This is a genomic window from Dolosigranulum pigrum ATCC 51524, assembly GCF_000245815.1.
GTDB lineage: Bacteria > Bacillota > Bacilli > Lactobacillales > Carnobacteriaceae_A > Dolosigranulum > Dolosigranulum pigrum.
Window position 1 is genome coordinate 259,383 of the sequence record NZ_JH601103.1, and the last position, 21,132, is coordinate 280,514.

22 protein-coding genes and 1 other RNA gene are annotated in these 21,132 nt (G+C 41.4%); 9 read left to right on the forward strand and 14 right to left on the reverse strand.

Annotation, left to right across the window (positions count from 1 at the left end; translation table 11 throughout):
- Positions 1–6 precede the first annotated feature (6 nt).
- Together atpD and atpC are read left to right on the forward strand one after the other, a co-directional pair.
- A complete protein-coding gene (atpD, locus tag HMPREF9703_RS01140) occupies positions 7–1,461 on the forward strand; it encodes a F0F1 ATP synthase subunit beta (protein WP_004634843.1) in 1,455 nt (484 codons plus the stop codon).
- A 70-nt stretch (positions 1,462–1,531) separates the two neighbouring features.
- A complete protein-coding gene (gene atpC / locus HMPREF9703_RS01145; RefSeq protein ID WP_004634844.1) occupies positions 1,532–1,996 on the forward strand; it encodes an ATP synthase F1 subunit epsilon in 465 nt (154 codons plus the stop codon).
- A gap of 663 nt (positions 1,997–2,659) precedes the next feature.
- Here the strand turns inward: atpC and HMPREF9703_RS09265 are convergent.
- From HMPREF9703_RS09265 to HMPREF9703_RS01195, 11 genes are all read right to left on the reverse strand, one after another.
- Positions 2,660–2,875, reverse strand: a complete 216-nt coding sequence (locus tag HMPREF9703_RS09265) for a protein rep (protein WP_155800861.1) — start codon at positions 2,873–2,875, stop codon at positions 2,660–2,662.
- 244 nt (positions 2,876–3,119) lie between these two features.
- Positions 3,120–3,216, reverse strand: an RNA gene (ffs, locus tag HMPREF9703_RS08680) — signal recognition particle sRNA small type.
- Positions 3,217–3,280: 64 nt separating this feature from the next.
- Entirely contained in the window at positions 3,281–4,477 is a 1,197-nt protein-coding gene (locus HMPREF9703_RS01150; protein WP_040376769.1) for an iron-containing alcohol dehydrogenase, read from the reverse strand.
- A gap of 122 nt (positions 4,478–4,599) precedes the next feature.
- Positions 4,600–5,874, reverse strand: coding sequence for an ABC transporter permease (locus tag HMPREF9703_RS01155; protein ID WP_004634848.1), 1,275 nt, complete (start codon positions 5,872–5,874; stop codon positions 4,600–4,602).
- Positions 5,867–6,766, reverse strand: a complete 900-nt coding sequence (locus tag HMPREF9703_RS01160; protein ID WP_004634850.1) for an ABC transporter ATP-binding protein — start codon at positions 6,764–6,766, stop codon at positions 5,867–5,869. The genes HMPREF9703_RS01155 and HMPREF9703_RS01160 overlap by 8 nt, the downstream gene beginning before the upstream one ends.
- 120 nt (positions 6,767–6,886) lie before the next feature.
- A complete protein-coding gene (locus HMPREF9703_RS01165) occupies positions 6,887–7,288 on the reverse strand; it encodes a secondary thiamine-phosphate synthase enzyme YjbQ (RefSeq protein ID WP_004634852.1) in 402 nt (133 codons plus the stop codon).
- Between the two features lie 136 nt (positions 7,289–7,424).
- Positions 7,425–8,108 carry a hypothetical protein gene (locus HMPREF9703_RS01170; RefSeq protein ID WP_004634854.1) on the reverse strand — a complete coding sequence of 228 codons (684 nt, stop codon included), beginning with the start codon at positions 8,106–8,108 and terminating at the stop codon, positions 7,425–7,427.
- Between the two features lie 161 nt (positions 8,109–8,269).
- On the reverse strand, positions 8,270–9,634 hold the full coding sequence (mgtE, locus tag HMPREF9703_RS01175) for a magnesium transporter (protein ID WP_004634856.1): 1,365 nt from the start codon (positions 9,632–9,634) through the stop codon (positions 8,270–8,272).
- A 970-nt stretch (positions 9,635–10,604) separates the two neighbouring features.
- Positions 10,605–11,768: an SIS domain-containing protein gene (locus HMPREF9703_RS01185; protein ID WP_004634858.1), complete on the reverse strand. Its 1,164-nt coding sequence runs from the start codon at positions 11,766–11,768 to the stop codon at positions 10,605–10,607.
- A gap of 98 nt (positions 11,769–11,866) precedes the next feature.
- Positions 11,867–12,586 carry a GntR family transcriptional regulator gene (locus HMPREF9703_RS01190; RefSeq protein WP_004634860.1) on the reverse strand — a complete coding sequence of 240 codons (720 nt, stop codon included), beginning with the start codon at positions 12,584–12,586 and terminating at the stop codon, positions 11,867–11,869.
- 30 nt (positions 12,587–12,616) lie between these two features.
- Complete coding sequence (locus tag HMPREF9703_RS01195) at positions 12,617–13,312, reverse strand: uracil-DNA glycosylase (RefSeq protein WP_004634862.1); 696 nt, start codon at positions 13,310–13,312, stop codon at positions 12,617–12,619.
- A gap of 184 nt (positions 13,313–13,496) precedes the next feature.
- On the opposite strand from HMPREF9703_RS01195, the gene HMPREF9703_RS01200 reads away from it, so the two are divergent.
- From HMPREF9703_RS01200 to HMPREF9703_RS08835, 4 genes are all read left to right on the forward strand, one after another.
- Positions 13,497–14,372 (forward strand): Cof-type HAD-IIB family hydrolase, encoded by an 876-nt coding sequence (locus HMPREF9703_RS01200; protein WP_004634865.1) that lies wholly within the window; start codon positions 13,497–13,499, stop codon positions 14,370–14,372.
- Positions 14,373–14,471: 99 nt separating this feature from the next.
- Positions 14,472–15,239 carry a threonine/serine exporter family protein gene (locus HMPREF9703_RS01205; protein ID WP_004634867.1) on the forward strand — a complete coding sequence of 256 codons (768 nt, stop codon included), beginning with the start codon at positions 14,472–14,474 and terminating at the stop codon, positions 15,237–15,239.
- A 10-nt stretch (positions 15,240–15,249) separates the two neighbouring features.
- The gene (locus HMPREF9703_RS01210; RefSeq protein WP_004634869.1) at positions 15,250–15,717 is read left to right on the forward strand and encodes a threonine/serine exporter family protein; all 468 of its coding nucleotides are present in this window, start codon (positions 15,250–15,252) and stop codon (positions 15,715–15,717) included.
- A 728-nt stretch (positions 15,718–16,445) separates the two neighbouring features.
- A complete protein-coding gene (locus tag HMPREF9703_RS08835; RefSeq protein ID WP_004634871.1) occupies positions 16,446–16,616 on the forward strand; it encodes a hypothetical protein in 171 nt (56 codons plus the stop codon).
- A gap of 306 nt (positions 16,617–16,922) precedes the next feature.
- Here the strand turns inward: HMPREF9703_RS08835 and hchA are convergent, their stop codons facing one another.
- Positions 16,923–17,783, reverse strand: coding sequence for a glyoxalase III HchA (gene hchA / locus HMPREF9703_RS01215; protein ID WP_004634873.1), 861 nt, complete (start codon positions 17,781–17,783; stop codon positions 16,923–16,925).
- A gap of 160 nt (positions 17,784–17,943) precedes the next feature.
- Between hchA and HMPREF9703_RS08840 the strand changes: the two genes are divergently transcribed.
- On the forward strand, positions 17,944–18,084 hold the full coding sequence (locus HMPREF9703_RS08840; RefSeq protein ID WP_155800772.1) for a hypothetical protein: 141 nt from the start codon (positions 17,944–17,946) through the stop codon (positions 18,082–18,084).
- Between the two features lie 40 nt (positions 18,085–18,124).
- Here the strand turns inward: HMPREF9703_RS08840 and HMPREF9703_RS01220 are convergent, their stop codons facing one another.
- Entirely contained in the window at positions 18,125–18,358 is a 234-nt protein-coding gene (locus tag HMPREF9703_RS01220; protein ID WP_004634875.1) for a hypothetical protein, read from the reverse strand.
- Positions 18,359–18,383: 25 nt separating this feature from the next.
- A complete protein-coding gene (locus HMPREF9703_RS01225) occupies positions 18,384–19,118 on the reverse strand; it encodes a DUF2599 domain-containing protein (RefSeq protein ID WP_004634878.1) in 735 nt (244 codons plus the stop codon).
- A 342-nt stretch (positions 19,119–19,460) separates the two neighbouring features.
- On the opposite strand from HMPREF9703_RS01225, the gene HMPREF9703_RS01230 reads away from it, so the two are divergent.
- Positions 19,461–20,351, forward strand: coding sequence for an ABC transporter ATP-binding protein (locus HMPREF9703_RS01230; RefSeq protein ID WP_004634879.1), 891 nt, complete (start codon positions 19,461–19,463; stop codon positions 20,349–20,351).
- Between the two features lies 1 nt (position 20,352).
- Positions 20,353–21,102, forward strand: a complete 750-nt coding sequence (locus HMPREF9703_RS01235) for an ABC transporter permease (RefSeq protein WP_004634881.1) — start codon at positions 20,353–20,355, stop codon at positions 21,100–21,102.
- Positions 21,103–21,132: the final 30 nt, after the last annotated feature.

The window sequence follows — 21,132 nt, forward strand, 5'->3', positions numbered from 1 at the left end:
GACGGAATGAGAATTGGACATATCGCACAAGTTATCGGACCCGTTGTAGATGTGAAGTTCCCGATTTCCAATGGTGTGCCAGAAATTCATAACGCACTTGTTGTGGTACCGGATGTTGAACCACATGAAATTGGTGAAGCGGAACTGAACAATCCTGATTATATCGTCCTGGAAGTTGCTTTAGACTTAGGAGATGGCGTTGTTCGTACAATAGCAATGTCAGCTACAGATGGACTCTCACGGAACACCGTTGTTGTCGATCGTGGCACAACGATCAAAGTTCCTGCCGGTGAAGCCACACTTGGACGTGTATTTAACGTCTTAGGACATGCGGTTGATGATAAAGGCGACTTAGAGGGAAACTACGAACTAAAATCCATCTATCGCGATGCACCAAAATATGATAACTTAAGTTCAGATTACGAAATTTTAGAAACAGGTATAAAAGTCATTGACCTGCTCGCTCCTTATTTAAAAGGGGGAAAAGTTGGTTTGTTCGGTGGAGCAGGTGTTGGGAAGACGGTCCTAATCCAGGAACTCATCCATAACATCGCCCAAGAACTCGAAGGAATCTCTGTATTTACCGGAGTCGGCGAACGTACCCGTGAAGGGAATGATCTCCTCTTTGAAATGCGTGATTCTGGTGTTGACAAAAAAACAGCCATGGTGTTTGGTCAGATGAATGAACCACCTGGCGCTCGTATGCGGACAGTATTGACGGGTTTGACAATGGCCGAGTACTTCCGTGATAATATGAAGCAAGATGTCTTATTATTTGTAGATAATATTTACCGGTTCACTCAAGCTGGTGCTGAAGTATCTGCCCTCTTAGGTCGTATGCCATCTGCTGTTGGTTACCAACCTACACTTGCTTCAGAGATGGGCGCGATGCAAGAACGCATTGCATCCACAAATGATGGATCAATTACATCGATTCAAGCCGTATACGTCCCAGCTGATGACTATACAGATCCGGCTCCCGCAACTACTTTTACCCACTTAGATGCGACGACCAACTTAGATCGTAAGTTAACAGAGCAAGGAATCTATCCGGCCGTTAACCCACTAGAATCTACCTCGATCGCCTTAAGCGAAGAAATCGTTGGTAAGCGTCACTATCGCATTGCACGACAAGTCCAGCAAGTTCTACAACGTTATCATGAACTACAAGATATTATTGCTATCTTAGGAGTTGAAGAGCTCTCCGATGAAGAAAAAACAACCGTCTCACGAGCTCGCCGCATTCAACTCTTCTTATCTCAGAATTTCCATGTAGCTGAAGCCTTCACCGGGATTCCTGGTGCATTCGTTACCGTGGAAGAATCACTCGATGGATTCGAAGGGATCTTGGACGGAAAATATGATCACTTACCCGAAGAAGCCTTCCGTAATGTCGGAAATATAACGCAAGCCATTAATAAAGCACGTGATATGGGTGTCGAGGTTGATACGAATCATTAACCCCCCTATTTCTCACTAGACACCATCATAAGCGGTTAGTTCAATTATCTTTTAGAAAGTAGGCCAATAGATGGAACCCGTAAAACAACCCAAAACTTCCTCAGATGAAAAATATATCCACGTGAATATCACCTCTCCTGAAGGTGATATCTACGCCCACCGTTCATACGGATGTCGTGTTCATACCATTGACGGTTGGCTGACTATTTTACCTGATCATCTGCCGATTGTTACGGTCTTAGATATTGGTGCGGTCATTGTTACTCGGTTAAATGATGATCAACCCGACTACATCGCCATTAACGGTGGTGCACTCACTTTCCAAAATAACACCTTAGATATTGCCGCCACATATGCCATTCGCGCGCGCAATATCGATGAAGCCCATGTTAAACTCATGAAGAACCAAGCTGAAGCGGATATGCAAGAAGCGCTCAGTAAAGATAAGCGATCAGCTTATCGTCGCGCTCAAGTCCGCCTTAACCGCGCCATTAACCAAATTAACGTCAGTGCCCACCGAAAGCATAAACGTTAATATCAATTAATTTTAAAAAACTGCTAAGGTAGAGACCTCCTCTCCTTAGCGGTTTTTTTCGTGACAATAGCATCTCACAACCGTCATAATAAACAAAAAAAGCAACACATCTCTAGATAATGATGTGATCCCCAAAAGTTGGAGTTTTGAATTGTAATGATTAAGCACGTGATTGAGTGGCTTGTTTCCGGTAATTGACCGGAGATAAGCCCTCAATTTTACTTTTAAGCAAAGAAAAAGCAACCCTATTTAAGGGTTGCTAAATTCAAAACCAAATATCTAATACTTTAAATATTAAAACTCCCAACAAAGCGCCAAACAAAATTAAAACTAAATAATAAATCAAAATATGATTAAACATTTGTGGACTAGGAAAATTACTCAATCCAGAAATTAAAATCACTAAAAAGAAGGTAAATAAAAGTTTAATAAAAAAATTATCACTAATAATATCTTTAATCCTTTCTGTTATACCAGTAAATAAACCATTTACAGATTCATAATAACAAATACAACATAATTTTCAAATCATCTAATAAAATAATTCTTTCTTTGGTAATCAAATTCTGCTACGATAGTCTTCGCATCATCATCAACACACTCAGATTCTTTAGATATATCAGTCAAATCACCATCTTCTACATCATCTAACTGTAATTGTTTTCAAATCTTTTTAAATAATTTACTAAAACCTTTAGTCATTTTAGATAAACAATCATTTAACTCTTTGCCATCATATACATTTTTAACTGTTAAAGTTAAAAATAAAAAACGAGCATGCGGTTCTAATTTTTGATGTGACCCCCAAAAGTTGGAGTTTTGAATAGTGATGATTAAGCACGTGATTGAGTGACTTGTTTCCGGTAATTGACCGGAGATAAGCCCTCAATTTTACTTTTATCTAATCGTTATTGTAGAAATGAATGTAGTTTTCAATTCTGCGCCTGAGGTCATTAAAAGACACTTTGTCTTGACCATCAAGATATGCTTGGACAACATTTAATTTAAACGGGTATGAATATGTTTTTGGACATAAATAAACCCCCGAAAATTAGAATAATTTACTCTAACTTTTGGGGGTCAGTACGTAATTGCTACAGATATGTTGCTTGCTTTTCTATTAACCTATGTACCCGCACGGCACATGGTTGCCATACTTAGTGCTGCTTCCGTCAGGACCTGACACGATTCATACACATACCATTGCCGTGCGTTGCTTTCATTATAACATACTTTTTTACTCATTACCAGAAGAATTATTGTTTTTTATCTTCTGAGTAGTAACTACAACTGAAAATCAGTAAGAGCACGTTTGTAAATCTCTCGGTTAACAGTCTGGTTCTGATCGCCTCGCTCCGAAAGATTGATCTTGTCATGTCGCACTAATTGTTCCGTCAAAAAGTCAATATCGGCTTCTTCTACCCCTACGTCACTTAGACAGGTCGGCATCCCAAGCGAACGGAAAAACTCAGCTGTTTTCATAATAGCCTGATCAATTTTAGTGTCTTGGTCACCCTCAGTAATCCCCCAGACACGTTCAGCATACATTACTAGTTTACCGGCTTTTTGCTGGCGGCGAATATCCATTAATGCAGGTAATATCGCTGTTAAACTACGCGCATGATCTGTTCCATTTAAGGCGGTAATCTCATGCCCTAACCAATGTGTCGACCAATCTTCTGGCACACCGGTTCTGAGCCATCCGTTCAAAGCAACCGTCGCACTCCACATAAAATTCGCACGCGCAGCATAATTATGCTGCTCTGTATCCACCACATCAGGAGCAACCTCCACCAACGTCTGCAAAATTCCCTCGGCAAATCGATCAGGAATTTTAGCATCAACAGGATAAGTTAAATATATCTCTAACGTATGAACGAACGCATCACAAATCCCATTCGCTAGCTGGCGTTCCGGCAACGTATAAGTCAACGTCGGATCCAAAATCGAAAATTGCGGATAAACAAGCGGTGAATGCCAACCCAATTTTGCCTGATGTTCCGGGAAAGTTATGACTGACCCTTTGTTCGCTTCAGAACCCGTTGCAGGCAACGTAACAATACTGGCCAGCGGAAGCGCTGCTGTAATGGGCTTATTCTCCCCGATATCGCCACCAAAAATCAACCGTGGCTCCTCTTCCATCATCGCACCTACTGCAATAAATTTAGTCGCATCAATAACCGAACCACCACCAACTGCAAGTAAAAAATCAAATCCTTCATCTTTCACTTTTTGAATAGCCTGCACACAGGTTTCATACTGCGGATTAGCTTCAATACCACCGAATTCATCTACCGTGTATTCCCTTAGCACTTCATAAACTTGATCCAATGTCCCATACTTTTTAGCACTATTTTGCCCATAAATAATCAATACTTTCTTATCTATTGGAATTAACTCTGCTAATTTAGCAATTTTGCCCGGACCAAATTCAATTTTGGTCGGATTATAATAGGAAAATTCTCCCATATGTCTCATCATAAAATCACTCCTCATCAAAAGTATAGCAAATTCACCCTTTAATGAGAACTAAAACTAACTAATAAAAATAACGCTATATAAAGTGGTCTCTCTCATCACCACTTTATATAGCGGCTGTCATTTTATTGTTGTTGTGCGTCTTGATTCGACTTTCGTAAGGAACGGGCTTGCTTGAAGGCATTCAATACGCCTGTATCATCATAGACGAGCACACTTGCTTGATAGAATTTAAGTGAGATGAAGATAATAATTATCGCAAATAGGAAGGTCCACCCCACGCCTAACCAGCCTTCCAGCAATGAAGCACTCTCCGCAGCCACTCGCATCGGCATAAGTAGCGGTGTAAATGGTGGGAAGTAAGAAGCATACTGAACAAGCGCTGATTCTGATGAAGCAAAATAACCAATGTACAGACCAACCAACAGGAACATCGATAGCGGTGAAACAACTTTTTGACCATCTTCTGCCTTCGTTGCTAATGATCCTAAGAAAGCTGATACAGATAGATACATTAAGAACGCGCTCAAAAAGTATAGTGCCATGATCCAACCCAATTGACCGGATATCGTCAATAAATTGGCTGGCAATTCAGCTATAAGCTCCTGATAAATGGCTTGTCGGCTAATATAAGCATACCCTACCATACCGAGCACAACATAAATCACTGTGTGTAAGAAAATCAACCCTAGCATCCCTAATAGCTTGCCAAAAAATTGCTCTGTCGCACTTACACTGGAGAGTAAGATCTCCATCACACGTGACCCTTTCTCTCGGGCAATCTCTTCGACAATAAACCCTACATAGATAAGAACGAAGAAGAAGATAACTGAATTACTTATGATGGCGAGCCCTTTTGACATAATGGGTGCAAATGAATCGGGGTTATCTTCACTAGGCATCACTTCTTGAACTACCAAGTTGACCGCTTCGGACAGATGCATGGCTTCTTCTGGAGCGATATCCAGTGCTTGTGCTCGCAAGTTCATCTGCACTTGCGTCAGAGCGTCTTCCAATCTCGCTGCTTCTTGTTCCAGCCCGTCATGATAGAAAGTGGACTGAATGGTATCTCCTTGCTCTTGAGCAACCAGATAACCAGCAATCTCTTCCTGATCGAAAGCTTCACGTGCCGCCTCTTCACTATCATAAGTGCTGGGATCTACTACCGAGACAGAGGGCGTTTCATACTGACTGAAGGCTTCCGCAACTGCTTGACTTTCTGTGACTACTGCAATTTGTTCAGATACTTCATCCCCGCTGTCTTCACTCTGAGCAACATAATAACCAACCCCCATCACGACCGCCAGAAATACAATCGGACCCAGGACTAATCCCCAATAGCCCCATGATTTAACCCGCTTCATGAAGACATTTTTTGCAACAATCATCATCTTATTCATCACTCTCAACCGCCCTTTCTTTAAAGATTTCTTCCAGTGTCGGTGCTTGTTGACTAAATTGATAAACGGTGCCCGACTGATGGGCAGCTTCGAAAACATCGCGCCCAACTGCTTCCTGTTCAATATGAATCAGACGGTGCCGCGCATCCAACTGCTCAACTGACTGAACCCCTGAGATAGCTTCCAGCTCAGCTGTTGCAATTGGTGCTTCCAAGTAAATCTTCAATCGATCGAACAGACTCTTGACTTCATCAATCGTTCCTCCTAAGACTTGACACCCATTCTTGAGCATCACCACCGACTGACAGAGTGACTCGACATTGGCCATATTATGACTAGAAAAAATAATACTGGCTCCCCGCTTGGCAGCATGGCGAATCCCATCCTCCAGCAACTCCGCATTAACTGGGTCCAATCCACTGAATGGCTCATCCAGAATAATCAGATCTGGTTCATGCATTAGCGTTGCAATCAGCTGGACTTTTTGTTGATTTCCCTTCGATAAGCTAGAAATCTTGTCTTTGCGATCACCCTTCACTTGAAAGCGGTCCATCCATATATCGATGGATTCGGTCACTTCACGCTTAGTCATTCCGTTCAACTGACCAAGATAAAGCAGTTGCTGTTCAACTGTTAATTTCTCATCTAGACCACGTTCTTCCGGCAGATAACCAATATTGTCTAATAATCCTTCTCCAATTGATTCCCCATTCCACAACGTCTGTCCCGCATTCGCCACTAACAAGTTCAAAATAAGACGAAATGTGGTCGTCTTCCCCGCCCCATTCTGGCCGATCAACCCCATGATCTCACCCGGTTCAATCGTGAAACTCAGACCATCAACCGCCACTGTCTCACCAAAGCTTTTCCTTAAATTAGATACTTCTAGCATTTGGATTCCTACTTTCTTATGATTGTTGCTACTATTTTACCGCTAACATAGCTAATATTCAACTTTTTATAGGTATAATTTGTTTTTTTTGTTATATATTTGGATAATTCCCAATACTCATTAATCTGCCATGATTTTAACATATACTTGACGCGACCGCGGACCATCCGCCTCGACAAAAAACACACTCTGCCAGCGTCCCAGAATTGGCTCACCATCGTCAATAATGACGGTCTCACTCGCTCCAATCACACTTGACTTCATATGGCCATCCGAATTCCCTTCGAAGTGAACATAATAGTCATGATTCGGGAATGTATCATCCAGTCCCTTATTCAAGTCGCGCTTCACATCTGGATCTGCATTCTCATTAATCGTAACTGCTGCCGTCGTGTGTGGACAATAAACCACGGCCAGCCCGCTCTTCACACCACTCTCGCGAATGGCCTCGAACAAGAATTCATCAATATTCACAAACGCTTGCTTCTGACTTGTCTGCAATTCAAATTTATATACACTCATATCCTTCAACTCCTTTATTAAATTATAACGCTTACAATTTGTAATGTCACCCTATCCCGAAAGTCTACTGACTGAAAAAGCCATATCAGCTTAATGTGACTTTTTCAATGCCTTATTATGATTCCCCTTAACTCTGCTAAAATATCCAGCGTCCGAATAGCTTCTCTGCACGCTCAGTTAAGTTATACGCACTATCATCATACGTTTTTTGTTCTTCCTTGGGCAAGCGAATGGTCTCTAAGAAATAATCATACTGATTCAAAAAACCAATCTCTTCAAACTGCGGATCCGTCAGTTGATAAGCATATCCTACTAATTCACGCGAGCCATCATCGGTCCACTCGATTGGTCCCATATAGCGAAAACTGTAAAAATCACCCTCTTGGCGTGCAAAGTAATGTTCATCATTAATCTCACCCAAATAGACTGCTTCCAACTCCTTAGCAACCGGCTGACGCTCATACATATCCAACGCCTCTAAATGTTGGTATAAATACCGCGATTCTTGCAAGTTCCGAACTGCATCTGCTGAGTACGGCACCTCTAGCCCAAAAATATATTGTCGGTCGCGCACACCGGGCGTAATATGCTTATTCTGCTCCACCCAATGTTGATAGCGTCCATGTCCCACCAGTCCCATAACAATGACAACAACCGCAGCCCCTAGAATTCCGTAGTTCAAGAACTTTTTCGTCGACTTCCGCGCATCCACGTGACTCCGCATCATGAAATAGCCCATCAATAACACCAAGAAGATTGCGACTGCACTCGGCAGAATCACTGTATAGAACCGTTCTTCTCTCAACCACTGCTCATACATCCGTCATCCTCCTCCATTCACCTTGCCATTTCTTCATAAAACCGATCAAAATATCTGATTTCTCTTATTATAGCACTAAACTATGACTCAAACAACTAGACAAAACCAAAAACTGTTCCCCGCTCACTTCGGCTAGAAGAGCTGAGAACAGTTGGTATAATTTAAATTAAAATCGTCGCAATAGAGAAGTACAAGAATAATCCAATCGCATCGGCAAAAATCGTAATGAATGGACCACTTGCCACACTAATGTCAAAGCCAAGTTTGTCGACAATTAAGGGAATAATTACCCCAAGAATGGTAGAGACCACAATCGTAATAATGAGTGAAAGTGACACAACTGCTGCAATCGCCATATCGCGGTAGAAAATATTAATCACAACAAACATCATCGCCGCTGAAGTCACTCCCATATAAATACCGGCCAAAATCTCAACCCGCAACGTCTTTAATAACTCGGTAAACGTCATGCCTGTTAAATTCTTCTCACTAATCGTAACAGCTAGTGATTGCGTACCGACATTCCCAGCCGTATCCATAATCGCTGGAATAAAGGCTGATAGGAGCACAGCTTGTTGGAGCGTATCTTCGAATAAGTTCGTCAACCCACCAATTGCCATTGCAATTAACATAAAAATGGCTAACCACGGCGTCCGACTAAAAGCTGTCTGAATAATACTTTTTTTCTGACCGGTCTCATCGGTCATATCTTGCTTACGAATCCCGGCAAACTCGTGGAAATCTTCTGTACTTTCTTCTTCCATAATGTCAATCATATCATCAACAGTAATGATCCCTTGCATCAGATTATCTTCAGACACAACTGGAATGGCTAATAGATCGTAGTCCTTCATCGTCTGCAAGACATCTTCCTGGTCATCACTGACATGGGCGCTGACGATTTGTTGGATCATAATATCTTTCATCAACGTATCCGTCGAACTCATCAAAATATCCCGCAATGACGTAACCCCGGTCAGCCGGTGATGTTCATCGACAATATACACATAATAAATCGTCTCCGCATATTCACCAATCTCACGTAAATACTCAATCACTTGTTCTACCGTCTGATGCTCGAGCACCACGGCACACTCTTTGGTCATAATTGATCCAGCTGTTTCGCTCGCATACGAGAGAATCTCTAGAACTTCCCGCTGCTTAGCCGAATCTAAGTACTTCAGCACCCACTCCTTCTTCGTCTGGTTGCTGCGGTTAATAAAATAAGCAATACTATCGTTCGGCATCTGAGCCATAACGTCTTTAATATATTGGTATGGAAGATGTTCGATCGCTGCTTCCTGATCTTCTACTTCCATCATACGGAAGATATCGCGAAACTCCAACGGCTCTACATACTCAGCAATCTTGCGCTTATTGTCCGCCGTCAACTCACGGAATGCATCTGACTGATCCCGATCGTGCAAGCGTAAAAACAACTTACGGAATGTCTCTTTATTCCCACTATTTAATGCACTATTTAAACTGTTGTAGTATGATTCTTTGTTAAATTTTAAGTAACCCATCTAACGCCCTCCTCTAATTCAATCCTCATCATTCATTGTATTACGACTGAGCTAAAAAAGCAAAATATTTTTCAGCTCTTATTACATTTGGTGAGTATCCCCTTAAATGTAATAAGTAACTCCATTCAAAAAAGCCATATTCTCTGTTAATCTGAAAGTACACACTATACAGAAGAGTCAGAGACATATGACTTATATTGAGTGTTCCAAATAAAAACGACAAGGTAATCATCTATCTAGATATGTACTGCCCCTGAAAGTTAGAGTCAATCCTTCTAATTTTCGGGGGGCAGCACAATGAAAGGTACTTATTTTTTTATTGTATTCATCTTTATTCTGGGTACTTTTAAAGCAATTTCTACCAGTAGCTATCGATTATACCCCGACGTTTCATATTAATCATACATGCTATATATGTCGATAAGGCCACTAAATGATAAAAGGTAGAGGATGAGAATATGGCCCCCCAGAAATCCATGGTTAATGCATAATCTAATAATCGCCCCATGATAAACAGCAACAATAGTGCAATCATCATATAGCCATTGATTATTTTTTCAAGTTTCATTTTTTTCACCTATCTTCTGTCGAATAAAAGAACGATTAAAAACAATGCTCAGCAGCTGCTCCCACTATACCTGATCCTAGCGCCCCCTCTCCATTATAATCGACTTCTTCCACAGTTTCTAATACTTCATTTATTTATGAAGCGTTACCTAAATTCTAACAACTAGTTTTTAGAAATACAAGTATCAACCGACTAGTTCCCTGAATGATTAAACGATTCAACTTTCAAAATTTTATCATCTTAATTCATTCATCATATAGCTAGCTCATCCAACCATTCCTATAATCAAATCTGCCATGAACTTTCATCCCAAAATTATTACCTATGCCGGATGCACGACCAAAAAAAGCTTCCCTTCATCATCGAGGGGAAGCTTTTTTTGTTTAAATGATAAAGTGGTGATTAATCACGGTTATAGTCGTGAATAATAACTCCTTGGACTACCCGGTTTACCGTCCCACTTGGTGATGGATTATCGACGCCGTTTTTGATATTAACTGCTTTGTGTAAGGCAATAATTTGGGCAACAACAATATAAGGTAAAGCAAGATAAGCATCTGGCAACTTCATGTCACTCTTATCGACTAAGATCGATTGCCCTTCAAAGTTCGATTCACCTTGTTCTACGGCAAAGACATGATCAGTAATTTTGTCATGGTACACTTCTCTCAATACATCATTATCATATTGTTTCGTGTACGGATCAGTGGATTGGAAAACAATTACCGCCGTCTGTTCATCAACGATTGACTTTGGTCCGTGACGGAAGCCGAGTGATGATTCATAGAAGGTGGCTACTTTCCCAGCTGTCAACTCTAAGAGCTTGAGCGATGCTTCATGGCTTAGCCCTTCTAGACTGCCACTACCAAGATAGACTATTCGATTGAAATCTAAGTCTGCCACTTGTGCTATCTCTGACTCACGCGCAATTACATTTTCCGCTAATGGAATGAGCTCTTCAGCATAAGCAACTTTGTCCGCATCGGTATCGAAGATTAGGAGCGCAGATAGCGTCATTGCTGTGAATGCTCCGGTCATCGCAAAACCTTGATCATTGGCTTGCTTGGGCATCAAGAGCGATAAATTCTTCGCGTCATCTTCAGCATTCTTAGCCAATTCTCCATCTGCGTTACATGTAATGGTCACTTGATATAAGTCCTTAATGATCTGCTTAGCTAACTCGACAGTCGCGACACTTTCTGGCGAATTCCCACTGCGAGCGAACGAAACCAAAATCGTCGCTACCTCTTCTGATAGGAAGTCTTCGGGGTTGGAGACGATAGAGGTTGTTGGAATACTTTGGACAGAAATCCCTGTATTGCGATATTTACCATGTAAGTACGGTTGAATCGTCTCGCCCACAAAAGCCGAAGTTCCTGCTCCCGTAAAAATAATATTAATCTGTTTATGTTGTTCTTTAATCTGATCTAAAAATGTATCGATCCGCTCTTTATTTTCCCGATAAATAGCAAGTGTTTCTCGCCATAAATCTGGTTGTTGTTTAATTTCTGTCGTAGTATGCAAGGCGTCCAGTGCTTTCAGTTCATCAGTTGATTTATTAAACATGATATCATCCTTCCAATTCTTTACTTGTTATAACCAATTAATATTATATCAAGTAACTAGATGGATTGCAATCGATTGACTTCTAGTTATTCAGGAGACTATTGTTGTAATTCAACTTTATATTTATACTTTTGTCCATTAATGACACTAATTGTATATTCAATCACTTCTTCTAACTTATCATAGGCCGTTCGCTTCACTAACATAGCTGGATCTCCAACCGCTTCCGCTAGTAGTTCTGCCTCGTGATCACGCAACGTTGTAATACTAAATTCTTCTTCCGCCCGGGTTGCTTGGATATTGTACGCTCGATTGAAGACATCATACATCGGCGAGTTAGCCAGATCTTTTTCCGTCAAGTGGGCAAACTTATACCGCGGTAAGTAAGATGTCTCAACGATCAGCGGTTCCTGATCAGCTAGTCGACATCGGACAACTCGGTACATCTCGTCCCCCACCCGAATCCCTAACTTGCTGGCATACTTCTTATCTGCCAATACAAGCTCGAACGACACGATATTGGTTTGTGGCGTTTTGCCCATCTTTTTCGTCTCTTCGGTAAAACTATAGACATTCAGTAAGTTCTGTTGGTACGTTGTATTAGCAATGAATGTTCCTTTTCCTTGAAACTTTTTCACATATCCATCTCGTTCCAATTCACTCAGTGCACTCCGTACCGTAATGCGGCTCATATCATAAATATGACACAATTCGCGTTCTGACGGTAATTTATCTCCCGCTTCATAAGTACCGTCATTAATTTGGTCAATAATCTTTTCTGTTAGTTGTAAGTATAATGGGACTCTTTTAGTGGTCACACTATCCCTCCTTTTCTTTGATATTTATTTCTAAACTTCATCCGATGAGACGTGGTGAGGAAGTTCCCAATTAATCGGCTCCATCTCTAGTGCCCGCAACACCGTATTCGTCTTGGAGAACGGCTGTGAGCCAAAAAAGCTACGATAAGCTGCCAATGGACTCGGATGAGAACTCCGGATAATCGCATGTCGCGTCTCATCAATCATCGCTTCTTTGGCAATGGCTTGGTTGCCCCATAGAATGAAGACAATCGGGGTTGAGCGTTCATTTAACGCTTTGATGACATGATCGGTCAATGCTTCCCAGCCCTTCCCGCGGTGTGAATTCGCTTCTCCGGCCCGAACGGTCAGCACCGTGTTCAGCATCAGTACACCTTCTTCTGTCCATGCTCGTAAAAAGCCATGATTAACCGGCGCAATCCCGAGATCAGACTGCAACTCTTTATAAATATTGTTCAGTGATGGTGGAATCGGTATGCCAGGCTGTACAGAGAATGATAAGCCGTGTGCTTGTCCTTCCCCATGATACGGATCTTGTCCTAAGATAACAGCCTTCACCTTCTCATAAGGGGTCTGTTCGAAGGCGTTCCAAATATGTTCCATCGCCGGATACACCGTATGTTCGCGATATTCTTGCTTTAAGAACGCTCGTAATTGTTGATACGCCTCTGTCTGCATCGCTTCTTCCAATATCGGTCGCCAGTCATTCATCACCGGTAAATTCATCTGTCTCTCCTCCAATTCTTATCTCTATCATACTAGTAATTGCCTAAAATTTCATCCCTAATCCTAATTCTCCCTACTTTCATCACATTCGCTACATAAACTAGCTCTTATATTGTAGATAGGAGCATTTTTGCCTCATATGTGATACACTGGAAGTAGAATTTATTTTATGGGGAGATTTTAAATGATTAAATTAATTGTGTCAGATATGGATGGGACACTGCTGAATGAAGAAATTGAATTGTCAGATGAGAACTTAGCTGCGATCAAAGACGCTCAAGCACATGGGATTCACTTCGCTATTGCAACTGGTCGCGACTATCAAACAGGCTACACCATTGTCCAAGAACGTGGCATTAACTGTTCGTTCTTTGGCTTGAACGGTGCAATTGGATACGATGAGGAAGGCAACCGCCTCTATACGAAGAACCTCAAGCCATCAACTGTCCAAACTTTATTGCATGTCTTAGATCGTGAGGATGTCCATGTTAATATCATGACGGACAAAGGGGTCTACTCAACCAATTACGAGCGCGAACGCGAATACTTACGCCATGTCCTTAGCGATATTAATAAGACCTTGGCTCCTGAACGCTTGGAAGAGAAGCTCGATCTGTTCTTAGAGCAACACAATATCACTTATCTCGACAACTTCCAAGAACTCATTCGTCGCGATGACGAGGAAATTTTAAAAGTATCTGCCCAAACCACTGCCGGTGAAGAGATGCTAACCGAGCTGAAAGATACGCTGCTCCAAGCAGCTGATGATATTGTCATTACGGCCTCTAGTGCAATGAACCTAGAGATCAACCACAAAGATGCAACCAAAGGATTTGCTGTTGCAACCTATGCTCGTGAACTCGGTATTGATCATACGGAAGTCCTCACAATTGGTGACAACATTAATGACTTATCTATGCTTGAATGGGCAGAACACGGAACTGCTATGGCTAACGCTGCCCCAGAAGCAAAAGAAACGGCCGCATACGAGACAGGATCTAACAGTGAACATGGGGTTGCCCAAATCATTAACCGCGTCCTGGCCGGTGAGATTTACTAGAGAAGAGGATAAATCACTGCGAGCCTCTATTCATGCACACTATTCTAATAGAAGCTCGCAAAGGTTAGACTGACACGAAATTATTAAAGGAGTGATCTAATGACAGAAGCTACTACCTATCAAGCAGAAGAAGCACTTAATATTTGCATGGATATTGGTCGCTTAATGCTATCTAATGGGGCTGAAACTTATCGCGTGGAAGATACGATGCACCGTATTGCGACAAGTTTTAAACTGGAATATGTCAATGTCTTCGTCGTTCCAACCGCGATTATTATGACAACAAAAAATGAAGTCGGAGCTGATGTCACGCAACTCGTTCGTGTGACTGATCGTGCCACGAACTTGGAGATGGTAGCAGAGTTAAACCAACTATCTCGCGATCTATCCGCTCAACCTAAGTCACCCAATGAAGTACGAGCCTATCTTTATCTCCTTCAGATGCGTATTCGAGAATTTCCACCATACTTAACCGTTCTATTAGCGGCAATAACAACCGGCTTCTTCCCTTTCTTATTTGGTGGGAGTTGGCCAGACATTATTCCAGCTTTTCTCGCGGGAGGACTTGGCGAATTTTTATTCGAATATGTGAATGGTAGTACCAATATTACCTTCTTCGCTGAAGTCGTTGCTGCTTTCGCTATCGGGCTCACGGCCTTTACGCTCTATACGTTAGGTCTAGGGGAAAATATGAATGCCATTATCATCAGTGGCGTTATGACCTTAGTTCCAGGAATTGCAATTACGAATGGTATTCGTGACCTCATGGCTGGCCACTTATTGGCTGGTGTGAGCACCTTAGCCAAGGCACTACTAACAGCCGGTGCTATTGGCGTTGGCATTGCTGTTGTCTTGACATTTATTTAGGAGGTTTTGTATGTTTACTTATTATATTATGCCTATTTTCTCAGCCACTATTGCAACAGTTGGGTTTGGCATTCTCTATAATATTCCGAAGCGAACAATTCCGGCGTCCGCTACGACGAGTGGCCTGGGGTGGATTGTCTACTTCATCTGCACGCAAGTTTTTCACTTGCCGTTATTCGTCGGGACGACCCTAGCCTCCTTCACCATTGCCCTAATTAGTCAACTCTTCGCCAAGCATTATCGTATGCCAGTAACTATCTTCGCCATTCCAGCGATTATCCCACTTGTCCCTGGGGGTAGCGCGTATAACAGTATGCTCGCCTTCGTGACAGGGGAGATTCTATCAGCCATGCGATATTTAATCGAGACCTTTATTGTCGCAGGGGGCTTAGCACTAGGCTTGACCGTTAACAGCGCCATCTTCCAAGTCCTCTCGCCGCGCGCCATTATCCAACAAGGCCGACGTTACTTGCCTTGATTAACCTGTCAACAACATATCTAAATAGGATTTTCCACCTGTCAAAGCAATAGAGCACATACGTTTTATCAATTGGGTTATGCATTTTATTGTTTATCTTATCGGAAAAACCCCTTGTGAAAACGTTTGATTTATATAAAGATTTCCTTTATGCTTTAATTGTAAATCGTTTAGACATTCAAATAAGGAACTGCTAGATGAAATCCAAGCGCAAAACCAAAGTAGATCAATATCACTGAGCACGATTGCTACTATTGCAGGTCTTATTGTATCTGGTGGAGCACTTATTAAAGGAGCTCATGAATTAGGAGTTTATGTAGCAAAGCAAGTTGAAGCTCGCGGTATTATGTCTAAAGAAGAGTACCAAAATGGACCATCTATTTTATCACAAGTTAATGATGTTCGAGCAGCTCTTCCAATAGCGTCACTTCCAGCACAATTAAATCCTATCTTGTTGGGTTTGATGCTTATATGATGAGAGTTAGTGATTAACAACATGCCCAAAAGGAGGACATAGTATGTTTAGACAACTTACTCAACTTATCAAAGATATCGTATGGTGGATAGGTGATCTTCCTGTTATTATTCCTATACTTCTATGTTTTTTCCCATTGTGGTATAAAAAAGATCATTCTAATTAATTAGATTTTCTGAATAAATTAGATGACATTCACATGCCGAATGAGTTTAATGTGCTATCACCAATTTATACAAGGAGAATGATTTGTATGCATGAACGCCTATTCAGTTTCATCACTCGATTCGTCGGGTGGATAGACAAAATTCCGACTGCTTTATTGCTCATACTGATATTTTTCCCCTTGTCCTATCGGTTAATTGTTAAAGGACATTCCTTATCTGATATTTTCTCAGAAGCAAAAGATCGTCTCTTAAAATAAGGAAACACTCACACATGCAGCGTAGAATCAAACAGGATACTATCGGACATTTCGCACCACGATACGGATAGTTGCGCATGCGACCATTCCATATCTTGCATCAGCAAACTCCACACAGAAGATTGGCATTGTTCATCCTCTGTGTGGAGTTTCTTTGTTGTTATGCGCTTATTGACTTCATGTGTTTTTTTAATAAGCGCCGGTAAACTTTACGGGCGCAAGTACTCTACTTTGGCTGACCATCAACCGCCATAAATCATCATTATGTACCAAGCAACACCGACTAGATGTTGCTCGTTAATTATCTTATCCTAATCGTTTCAATAATTCATCTGCCGCCAATATTCCCAGTGCATTCGCTGCCAGTGGACTATCTCCCGTCAAGAGATTGCGATCTTTATGCACCTGACCGCTCATCTCGTCATTCAAGACAGTCGCACCCAACTCTTCCAGACGCTCCGCCAATAACCACTTCAACTTCCCTGGCATATACCCAATCTCTTGGTTCGCCCCCTCATCAAGCGCATCTGGGAAGACCACCATCTCGAAGTCTTTGAATAAAAACTCCTGATCGTCTGACGCCCCTGCCAAGAGTGCTGCTGGTCCGTGGCAGAGTGTAATAATGTCTCTTTTCTCGGTCATCGCCCAATTAAGCACTTGGTTCACATCTGAACTCTCTGGCAAATTCACTAATGCGGCGTGACCACCCGGGAAGAAGACACCTTCATAGACAGAATCTTCCGCTGTCACTGTTGCTAGTATATCCGCTAATTTGTGTGGCTGTTCGAACTTCGGCAAAATCTCATGGTAGAAATCCATCACTGGCTTATCGTCTTCCGGCATCGCCCACATCTCAATTTTGACACTATTGCCAGACAATGTAGCCACCTCTAAATCAAAGCCAGCATGTGCTAAGTGCATCATCGGTAGCAATGTTTCAACCGGGTGATTCCCTGTTGAGAAAAACTTCCCATTCTTCATTTGAACATACCGCTCATCAGACGCCACGACTAAAATCTTTCGCGTCGGCCCTTCATACGGCGTATCAATTTTGTACCCATCGAAGTCTGTTTTTGGACTAGTGTAGGCATCTAGTGAGTACTCTGATGGAAAATATGCATTGTGTTCCGCTCTATCTCTTTGTGGTTGTTTACTTAATTCTGTCATTGTCATCCATCTCCTTTTTAAATAATTGTTTGCATTACATTTTTTTATTATACATGAATGCATAGAGAATGAAATCATTTCGCTTCATACTCACTCTATTCGGCAACTCCTATATTTTTCAAGTGAATGAACGGTTTTGGGTGTTCAGGTACGCTCAACTGTGGTAAAAGGGCTAGATATTGATATTGTAGATGAGACCACCTTACACCTTAGTTCCAATGAGGTACCCTCCTATGATATCAACCGTCGCCTAGTCAGCAAAGGCATCCAAGTTGTCACCCATACCAAGCGCACACCTTAAAACATCAAGTCACTGATGATGTGACTTGATGTTTTAATTTTCATCTATGATAGTCATTGCCCCATCGTGATGTAGCCAACCATTCGAGTAAGATAGTGATAACTAATACAACTACACTTATAGCTAACATATAGATGTACAATTGATTGTGTTTAAAATATCGCTCAAATGACCACATCTCATCTAAAGCAATTCCCGACTGATACGCTAACACTGCTCCGCTGATAACTGACAGTAAGCTGCATATACTGATTAAAGTTCGTCTGATAATCATTAAATACGCTCCTATCCATCATAACTTAAGGATTACAACTATTACTAGCTATTGCTGTTCCTGTTCTATGTGGCTCAAGATTCCATGGTGTTTTCCAATACCCAGCCCAATGAACATGACACATATACTGCGATCTCATACTGGAAGTGTTTCTCCAATTCGAATGTCCACTGTAATTGTTTAGGACTGTTTGCCAACTATCATTTTTTAATGACGCAGACGCATTAGGGTTGTCACCATGAACAACTGTACGAACCCATGATTGTTTTGGAGATAAGGACAGTGAAATTACTCCACTACGAGATATCCATTTACTACTTTGAAAGTAATATGAAAAACTATTGACACTCCTTGCTGTTGCTATAGTTAAATCTCCATTAACATCAGACGTATCTATAGTGTACGATATTTTTTGGTTCTCAATAAAGGGTTCATGTACTTGAGCTTGTTTTACTTCTCCTGTGTTATCGTCTATATATGTTAGCATCAAAGATAATGAACTATTATATCCATTAACTGAGTCATATATAGAAAATACATTTTCGCCATCTAACTCAGCACTAATTCCGTTAATACCTTCTAACAATACATCTAAATTAACTTCATTAGAACTTGAAGTGTCTACTACGCGATAATTTTCTTCTACTCCTACATCAAAGGACGAACGGTTTGAATAATTGTGTCCAACATCTATTGAGATGTCAACTTTATCGGAGATTTCTTCAGCATGAGTCTCTATATCATCAACAGCAAACCCCATTACTAGCACTAAAACAGCTATCTTTGATACAATGCCACTGACTATTTTTTTTCATAAACTAACCACTCCTTAATTTGATTATCTATTTATAATAACATTATAACACAAAAGAAATCGCCTTCAATTAATAACCTTTATATTTGCAATAAAGAAATAGGAACAATCGACGCAAAGCGTCATAATTCATCGAAAACGATACTTCACCGCATACTGTAACTGAGAATTTATGTTCCTTATTTTGATATCTATTTCGCATAAATCAATTGTTTTGGGTGTTCAGGTACGCTCAACTGTGGTAAAATGGAGGGGACGCAATGGATTTTTTCTAGAAAAGGTGATCATATGACATTTCAGTCCATACAAGTCCAAGATTTGACAAAAAAATTTGGACGCAAGACCGTTATTGACAATGCAAATTTCAACATAGCAGCCGGTGAAATCTGTGCCGTTATCGGGAAAAACGGTGCAGGTAAGACAACGCTCTTCAAGTTACTAACAGAACAACTTTTTCCGAATAAGGGACATATTGAATTCCAAGGATCTTTCGAGCGCCCAAGTATCGGAACCTTAATCGAGAACCCCGTCTTCTTTCCAAAATTCTCAGCCTATCATAATCTGGCTTACTTTTCTAAGCAGATCACTGGATCGATCGACAAGGAACGCATCCAGGAAATCTTAGATCTCGTTGAACTTGAGAATTCTCGCCGAAAATTCGAACAATTCTCACTAGGAATGAAGCAACGTCTCGGCATCGCGCTAGCGCTCTTATTCAAACCAGACCTCTTAGTCCTAGATGAGCCGAGCAACGGACTTGACCCAGAAGGTGTACGCGATATTCGCCAAATCTTACTTAAAGTCAACCGCGAACGACGCACCACCATTATCGTCTCCAGCCATGTACTAACTGAGCTGGAAGAGATCGCAACGGACTACATTATTTTAAACGAAGGTCAGATTGTGGAGAAAGTCTCTAAAGATAAACTTATTGATAACATGGTCAAGACGCTTGTGATTAAAGTGGATGCTGCCAAGCAAGCAGCTACTGTGCTCAATGAACAGTTCGATGCCTTAGAGATTAAGATCGTCGACGATACGACCTTGCACCTTAGCTCTGATGATATCCCATCTTATGATATCAACCGCCGCCTGGTCAGCAAAGGCATCCAGGTCCATTCCCTTACTATTCAGAACGAGACCTTAGAAGATTACTTCTTCGAGAAAGTAGGTGTGTAAGATGAAAAACTATATGAAAAGTGAATTTCGTCGACTTCGTAAGAAAAAAGTAGGCTACGTTGTTCTATTATTAGGCATTGCCTTATTGGTCGGAGCCGCATTCGGACTCGACTTCATGAGCCAGCGCGAGCTAGAGTTCCCCTATGCTACGAACATGTTTTATTATTCATCCATCTTCGTAGCGCCAAACTTTTTACTCATGCTAACGGGAACCTTAGCCATCGTGTTACTTGGACGCGATCGTGATCTTATTAGCGTCTCCATTGGTTTTGGTGTCAACCGATCACATATCTTTTGGGGCAAATATTTTGTCACCTTAATCAACTTTTTAATCATTGGTGCGATTTTCTTCGGGGTTGCTTATGCATCCGGTGAAATGATTGTACCGAATACAGAAGTCGAGCACTTACACCGCTTTATTAACAACTCGCTTAACTTACTACCCATTCTACTCAGTGCATTGACAGTAACTTACGTGACAGCCATTTTATTCAATAGCGAAATCAGTGCCTTTATCTTAATTTTACTGATTTACCGCGTAATCAATTACGCCTCTAATGCTATTATTGGGATCTTGCCGCAGAGCGAACCTGTCTTCGACTACTTACCAGGCACCTTGTTCTCGGAGCTCCCGGCCAACTACTTGACTGGCAACGTCCAGCTCGAATACGTCCACTGGGGCATCAACCTCGGTATCATCCTCGTGTTCCTACTACTAGGCTCACTCCTTTACCGCCGAAAAAGTTACTAATACATTCAAAGATAAAAAGGCTTCCCTTAA